This is a genomic window from Candidatus Aegiribacteria sp. (genome assembly GCA_021108005.1).
Taxonomy (GTDB): Bacteria; Fermentibacterota; Fermentibacteria; order Fermentibacterales; family JCC-6; genus Aegiribacteria.
Genome location: JAIORS010000018.1, coordinates 1 through 6,936 on the forward strand (window position 1 = coordinate 1; position 6,936 = coordinate 6,936).

Sequence of the window (6,936 nt, forward strand, 5' to 3'; positions counted from 1 at the left end):
TAATTGACAGTATGACCGGCAGGAAGAAATAACCGGAAGCAGACTGATTTCTATTTGACCGGGTGGTTGCCAAGGCGGAAATGTATACCCGTTTCCGGATCATCATGTACAATATAATCCAGATAGAGTTCCTTCTCCTCAGCAAGCCGGATACACGCAAGAAGTCCCATTCCGCCCCCTCCTGTAAATGATGGCATATGATAGATGCCATCTTTATCTTCAAAAGGTTTTCTCTCTTTCCGAATCCGGATGGAAGTCTCGTCGGAGGAATTAAAGCAGCAGCGGATTCCTTCGATATCACCTCTTAATGGAGGGTATTCCGATTGAACAACGATTTCAAAACGTTCATATGCAGTACTGATATACACGGTGATACTCACCCAGCTGCTTCCGGATGTTTTGACCAGTTGGCCGATCCGGGCCGTCAGGTTCATGGAAAGCCACTGAGAAATGCTGACGCCCAGCACTTTTTCCATACGGATGATGAATTCTTCCGAAGCACTTGAAGAATTCTCCTTACCGGAATCGGGCCATACGGCGCTCGTTCCAATTGCCGAAAGCATCTCATCTCTTGTTAGACCGGTTTTGGTTCCCAGCAGATAGCTGATAGGAGCGGTGATGGCGTTGGCAGTAAGCTCCATCAGTATCCATTTAACACTTTCCTCATGACTTATAGGCAGATGACTGCAGAGGAATTCCATTATGGGATCAAGTTCACCCAGTATTGCCATAGTGAAGGCTTCGGGTCCTGAGCCTCGGTTGAGAATAGTTTCAAGATCAGGATAGAATTCCTGCGTTACTATGATACCGGCTGACCTTTCCGCCTTTGAATGCAACAGATCTGATTGATTACTGCTTCAGGCTTTTCGTACTATTCCTACGGGGGTGCTTGCTGTCCCCTGGCCCAGAGGATTGTCACTGAGAATTTCAATAAGAAGATCTTTTTCAACTTCTGGAGGATAAACTCCTAGAATGTTGCCACCGAGGTCGTTTACATCAACAACCGCTGCTTTGCAGCTGAAGTGTTCTGAAATTGTTCTGGAGACTCCATCGGGATTTTCAGGGGCAAGGCTTACCGCTCTGTTGAATGGCGGTATTGTTCCGCTTGTAGGTCCGTCAATTGATCTGGCTTTTGTCCCGGCTATACGATAGAAATCACCCTTTCTACCGAACAGTTTGCTCAATGCGCTCACGAAAGCCGCAAATAGAATTCTTGGTATTCCGCATTCCCGCAGCGCGCATTCCATTGTTTCTGGAATTCCCAGACCGATGCCCCCTGGTGTTTTTGTGACGAACCTGCTTAGAAGAGTGGCAAGGCGACGAGGTTTCAGAGAACCGTCATCCAGCAGATAATACCTGCCCTGGCTCGCCCCTACGGCTTTTTCGCTAACAAATAGAATGTCATCCTGCAGGGGTACTACATCAGCCTGCTTAAGCCCATCTACGATTACTTCGAGGAGATTATCTCCTTTGAGGATCAGCCTGGTTTTCACAGGTATCCGTTCCCAGGAGATCCCTCTTGCGATTATTGTATTCTTTCTCATAATGTACCTGACCTTTCAGGCGAGTATGCAGCAGGGTACAAAATTGGACAATAGGAGGAAAAATGATCCTTGCGGGAGTTCTGACCAGGGAAGTAATAGAATACCTTGAGAACAAGAATACCGTGCTTATTCCGGTGGGATCGCTTGAGCAGCATGGTGACGCAGCTCCTCTGGCATGCGATACGATTATTCCCGTGAGACTCTGCGCGGCTGCTGGAATGATAACGGGAACGGCTGTTACTCCTGCGATAACGTTCGGAATGTCCGAAAACCATATGGGTTTTCCAGGAACGGTAACCCTTCAACGAAGTACTCTTTCCGCTATGGCAAGGGACATTGCCGTATCTCTTTATACTCATGGCTTCAGAAAGATAGTTTTTCTAAGCGGACATGGCGGGAACAGAAGCCCTGTTACCGATGGATTGAGAGAAGCATCTGAAGATTGTCCTGATGCGGATTTACGATACCTTCCATACTGGAAGCTGCCGGGGGTTGTTAAAAAACAGAGGGAACTGTTCTGCCAGGATCCCGGTTATCATGTGACCGTTACCGAAGTTTCTATGGTGTGGCATCTTATGGGGATGAGAATGCCCGAATTCGAGAAAATGTCATTCCCCCCTGAACCTCCAGATGGTGCAATTATTTCGCGAGAGAAATGGAAAGAGCTCTATCCTGATGGCGGAGCAGGGTCGAATCTCAAGTACGTATCCGAGGAGAAGGGTAAAACATTCTTCGATTTCCTGGTAAACAGCCTGTGTTTCTATTTGGAGGCCTTGAATAAAGGGGAATAGTTCCCCTGTCTGAAACATGCCATGAAGCTGGTTTTCACTTCTTGAAACTTATTTCTTTAATTTTCCTGGACTTTCGTCAATGTATGTTATTATATATATGTCATGTGACATACGATGGAGGTCATTATGCTTGAACCGATTCTTGGTTCTCTCGTTCGAGAGCAGGTTCTACTTTACATTCACGCCCGCGGAGATGGCTACGCAAGGGAGATATCAAGGTTCTTCAAAGCGCCTCTTGATTCGGTTCAGAAGCAGCTGAAAAGACTGGAAAGCGGAAACATACTGAATAGCGTTAGAGAAGGAAGAACACTGATCTACAAATTCAATGAGGAATACGACTATCTGCACGAATTGCGGGTTTTACTTGAAGGAGTCATTGGCAGTTGCTCCTATTCTTTCGGGCGGGAGGATACAACACCGAAAAGAAAGAACAAAAGAAGAAAAACAGAAAATAGCGTCATCGTAAGAATATATAGAATGAACAGATAGGAAATACCTATTTACTTTGTACGAGAATTGTGCATATACTACTTAAGATCAATCCGGGAGTTGAAATGAAGAGAGTCATATCGGTTCTTATGATAGCTGTTTCTGTTGTCATCATAGGATTCTCTTCTATTTGCATGATCAGGGAATTCTCGAAGGTCATTAACCTCTCCGGCATGGGCGATATGTGGAGTTTCCTCTGGCTTAAGGAATGCTCACCTTACGCCGAGTTCGCTGAAGTTGATTCGGGCGATTTCAAAGCGCCTCCAATACCGGTTGCGGGTGATATACTTGTAGAAGTCGATGGGCTTCCATCCACCCAGAGTAACTATTTCAGCGTTTTCAATGTTGATACCCCTGCCGGTAAAGAGATCGACATTAAATTTATACATGAGTCCAAAACGTATGTAACAACCGTGATCACAAGATCTATTCCACTTGTCATGAAGCTTCAAATATGGATACTAGTTATACTTAGAACACTCATCGTTGTCGGACTGATACTCGTAGGTCTCTGGGGCCTTTTTAAAAAGCCGTACTCATCTTCGGTCAGATCTCTAACGTTGTTCTGCTACACACTGGCAGTGGCAATGAACGTAAATAGTCCGGCCATTTCAGATGCATATGCTGCATTCCAGATCCCTTCCATTGTCTTACTTATCCTCAACTCAATAGCGATGTTTGCCGCAGCATTCTGGCTCAAATTGCAGATGCTTTTTCCTGTTAGACAGAAATGGTTCGATAAGCACAAGCTGTTCATTAATATCCTTTTGTTTGCTCCAGGGATAATCTTCGGTGTTGCGCTGATCGCCTGGCATAGACACTTGAATCTGGCTGTTACGATCACGTGGACCCTTTTCCTGAGCCTTGGCTATCTGCTTCTGCTCAGAAATCACTGCAGGGCGGACAATTTCATTGAAAAAAGACAGACAAGACTCATTTTGCTGGGATCCGCTCCGGGGATAATCTTCATTATTACTTTCAGCTGGTTCATGCAGATCGCGCCCGAGTTGTACAAGAACTGGTCGTTCATTACAAGGATGCTGATCATCAATATCATGTTCCTTCTGATGCTTCTGATACCTGTTACATTCATGTATGCCTTCGGACGTTACAAGCTTCTGTCAGTGGAAGCTAAGCTCAAGCGGGGGACAAGGTTCATTGTAGTGAATGTAATTCTGCTATTCCTTTTTATTGGTTTGCTTTATGTCTTTGGCGAGCTGATACTTAAACATCTGGGAATTGATACCCGTACCCCGACACTGATTCTCGGTCTGCTTCTGGCTTTTCTTTTCATGCCGACACAGAAAATAGCCCAACAGAAGCTGGAAAAGCACTTCTACCCCGAAAGGGTCAGGTTAAGGGAGCTTCTGAAGAATTTCCTCGCATCCAATATTGTCAGGACTGAAAGTAAAACTTTCTGGAAAGAACTCGAGAAAAAACTGGCCGATGGATTGTCAGCGGAAAAGATTTACCCGGTACTGAGAATGGTTGATAAGGATTGCTTTGCGGTGGAGCTTGAGGAGCCGGCACCATTTGACATAAGGGACGAAATTGTGAGGAGCCTGGAAAGCAAGGATAACCCCATTTTGTTTGACGAACTCATAGCAAGTGGTAAGATCAGGCTGTCAAAGGAGCAGGAAGAATGGTTCCTTTTAAGGAAGAGTGCGATACTTCTTCCCCTTTCAACCAGTTCAGGTCTTGTAGGTTTTCTCGTGATAAGCAGTAAAACCAACGGTGAAGACTTTACGGCAGAAGAACTTGAACTGCTGGCGAATTTCTCCGCCCAGACAGCGCTTGTTGCGGAGAACTTCGAACTTCTGAATGAAAAGCTTATTAAACAAAAGCTTGACGCACAGATGAAAGTAGCAAGGGATATTCAGAAGGGACTGTTGCCCGGTGATATTCCCGGCAGACCCGGCCTTGAGGTTGAAGCACTCATCAGATTCTGTCTTGAAGTTGCGGGGGACTACTACGATGTAATTCCTCTTGATGATAATAGAACATTACTTTCAATTGGAGATGTGGCTGGAAAAGGTGTTGGACCGGCAATGCTGATGGCAAATCTTCAGGCTTCGCTCAGAACCACACAAGCAATGGGAGCGTCACTTGTGGAATCATCTTCGCAGATAAACAGAATCGTATGCGAAAACACTCCTTCTGAACTTTTCATAACTTTTTTCATGGCGCTGATCGATACAGAAGAAGTCTGCATGAACTATGTAAACGCCGGCCATAACCCACCATTTCTTATCGGTAAGGATGGGCACGTGAAAATGCTGGCCAGAGGGGGACTCCTTCTTGGAGTAAAGGATGATGCTGAATACGATGAGGGAAAAATACGGTTCAACCATGGCGATATACTTCTTATGTACACCGATGGCGTTTCTGAATCAATGAGTTCATCCGGGAAGGAGTATGGAGAAAAGAGACTCGCCAGACTCGTTTCATCTAACAGAGAACTCCCTCTTTCTGACCTTCTGCATCTGATAGAAAAAGACGTTGAAGAGCATCACGGATCAAATGAGTACGATGATGACTTCACCCTGCTGGCGGCAAGATTGATCGGGGACGTACCACACTTCTTCAACCAGGCAGACCGATTGCATTAGATATTTTGATTATAAATATCTAAGACATGCTATTATCATTTGATTTCTTCATTAAGATTTTTTGCGGTTTTGACCGTTTATTTAACATATTAATGCAACTGTCAATACATTTCATACAACACCAGCCTGCCGTCCAGTTTCCCGTTGTGAAGAGGAATCTTGATTGATGTTTTCAGTCCCACATTTTTTATAAGTTTTCTCTTTCCGAAGTAGACCCAGGCTTTTGTACCGCTGCAGCGCTGCTTCAGAAAATCGCCAACTTCCTTAACAAACAATCCCATGTTCTCGTTTTTTTGGAGTCGCAGCCCGTAGGGAGGATTTGTAATTAATGTCATATTTTTCAGTTCAGCAATATTCTGATACGATGTTGTTTCAAGGTTTATCCTGTTTCCGGAAGGCAGCAGGCTGCAGTTGACCGATGCTGCGCTTACGGCTTCACTGGAAATATCAGAACCACTGATCAATCCCTCAGGAAGCTCTCTGATTTGTGAATTAATCGCCTTTTTAACTATTTTCCAGATATTCCTGTCAAATTCGGGAAGATTCTGAAATCCGAATCTTCTTCGGAGATAGCCCGAGGGTATTCGGCAGTATTTCATCAGGGCTTCGCAAAGAACTGTACCTGACCCGCAGAAGGGGTCGTAAAGAGGTGTGGACCCGTCCCATCCTGAGAGTTCAACTAATGCCGCAGCGAGTGTTTCCTGCATGGGGGCTTCTACCGAATACTTCCGGTAACCCCTTCGATGCATTGAACCTCCTCCAGTATCAAGTCTTATGTAGGCACGGTTACCGAATATCCGGAGACCAATCCACAGGTCGGGGGTTTTGGTTTCAACATTCGGTCTTCTGCCATGCCTTTCCATGAACCAGTCGGCGATGGCATCCTTTAGTTTTAGAGCAGCGTACTGCGAATGACTTATTTTCGAATCGTGTACAGACGCAAAAATTGCAAAGGTGTTATCAGGGGTAAGAAATTGTGACCAATCTATAGATTGGGCCGTACTGTACAGGTATCTGTCACTGTGGCAATCAAAAGTGATTATTGGAGCCATGATCCTTGAAAAGAACCTTGCCTGATAGCTAATTCTATAAAGAGTTTCAATGTCGCATCGGAAAAAGACACCACGGAACACAGGTTTGAGTTCAGAAGCTCCGAGTCTGCGAAGCTCCTCTTCACCAATAGATTTGAGGTCTTCGGCAATCATACCGAAAAACCGTCCGGTTTTCTGATATTCGAACAAACTAACCTCCGGAGACGTAACGTATTTTTTCAACCTGTCTGACGAAATATAACGATAATGGAAGTACTCCAGCAGTTTTCAAAGACTCCAGGCAGACCTGGCCAGAGAAGTAGAAATAGATAATTGACCGCTTAATTGAAGCTGTTGTTCTCTTTCTAGAACATACTAATTTATGTAACGGATTATAGTTAAATAGGTTAAGACCTTCTAATATCACTCCGTATGAAACTTCGCATGATAAATGCCGAAGCCGAATGTAAGT

General features: G+C 44.9%; 6 protein-coding genes. 3 read left to right on the forward strand and 3 right to left on the reverse strand.

Annotated elements, in window-relative coordinates; translation table 11 throughout:
* Positions 1-50: 50 nt before the first annotated feature.
* The gene (locus K8S15_01275) at positions 51-836 is read right to left on the reverse strand and encodes a hypothetical protein (protein ID MCD4774665.1); all 786 of its coding nucleotides are present in this window, start codon (positions 834-836) and stop codon (positions 51-53) included.
* Between the two features lie 21 nt (positions 837-857).
* Positions 858-1,544 (reverse strand): coenzyme F420-0:L-glutamate ligase, encoded by a 687-nt coding sequence (locus K8S15_01280; GenBank protein ID MCD4774666.1) that lies wholly within the window; start codon positions 1,542-1,544, stop codon positions 858-860.
* Positions 1,545-1,606: 62 nt separating this feature from the next.
* Between K8S15_01280 and K8S15_01285 the strand changes: the two genes are divergently transcribed.
* From K8S15_01285 to K8S15_01295, 3 genes are all read left to right on the forward strand, one after another.
* Positions 1,607-2,335 (forward strand): creatininase family protein, encoded by a 729-nt coding sequence (locus tag K8S15_01285; protein MCD4774667.1) that lies wholly within the window; start codon positions 1,607-1,609, stop codon positions 2,333-2,335.
* Positions 2,336-2,461: 126 nt separating this feature from the next.
* On the forward strand, positions 2,462-2,824 hold the full coding sequence (locus K8S15_01290) for a winged helix-turn-helix domain-containing protein (GenBank protein MCD4774668.1): 363 nt from the start codon (positions 2,462-2,464) through the stop codon (positions 2,822-2,824).
* Between the two features lie 65 nt (positions 2,825-2,889).
* Positions 2,890-5,433 (forward strand): SpoIIE family protein phosphatase, encoded by a 2,544-nt coding sequence (locus K8S15_01295; protein MCD4774669.1) that lies wholly within the window; start codon positions 2,890-2,892, stop codon positions 5,431-5,433.
* Positions 5,434-5,534: 101 nt separating this feature from the next.
* On the opposite strand, the gene K8S15_01300 is transcribed toward K8S15_01295, so the two are convergent.
* A complete protein-coding gene (locus K8S15_01300; GenBank protein ID MCD4774670.1) occupies positions 5,535-6,674 on the reverse strand; it encodes a class I SAM-dependent RNA methyltransferase in 1,140 nt (379 codons plus the stop codon).
* Positions 6,675-6,936: the final 262 nt, after the last annotated feature.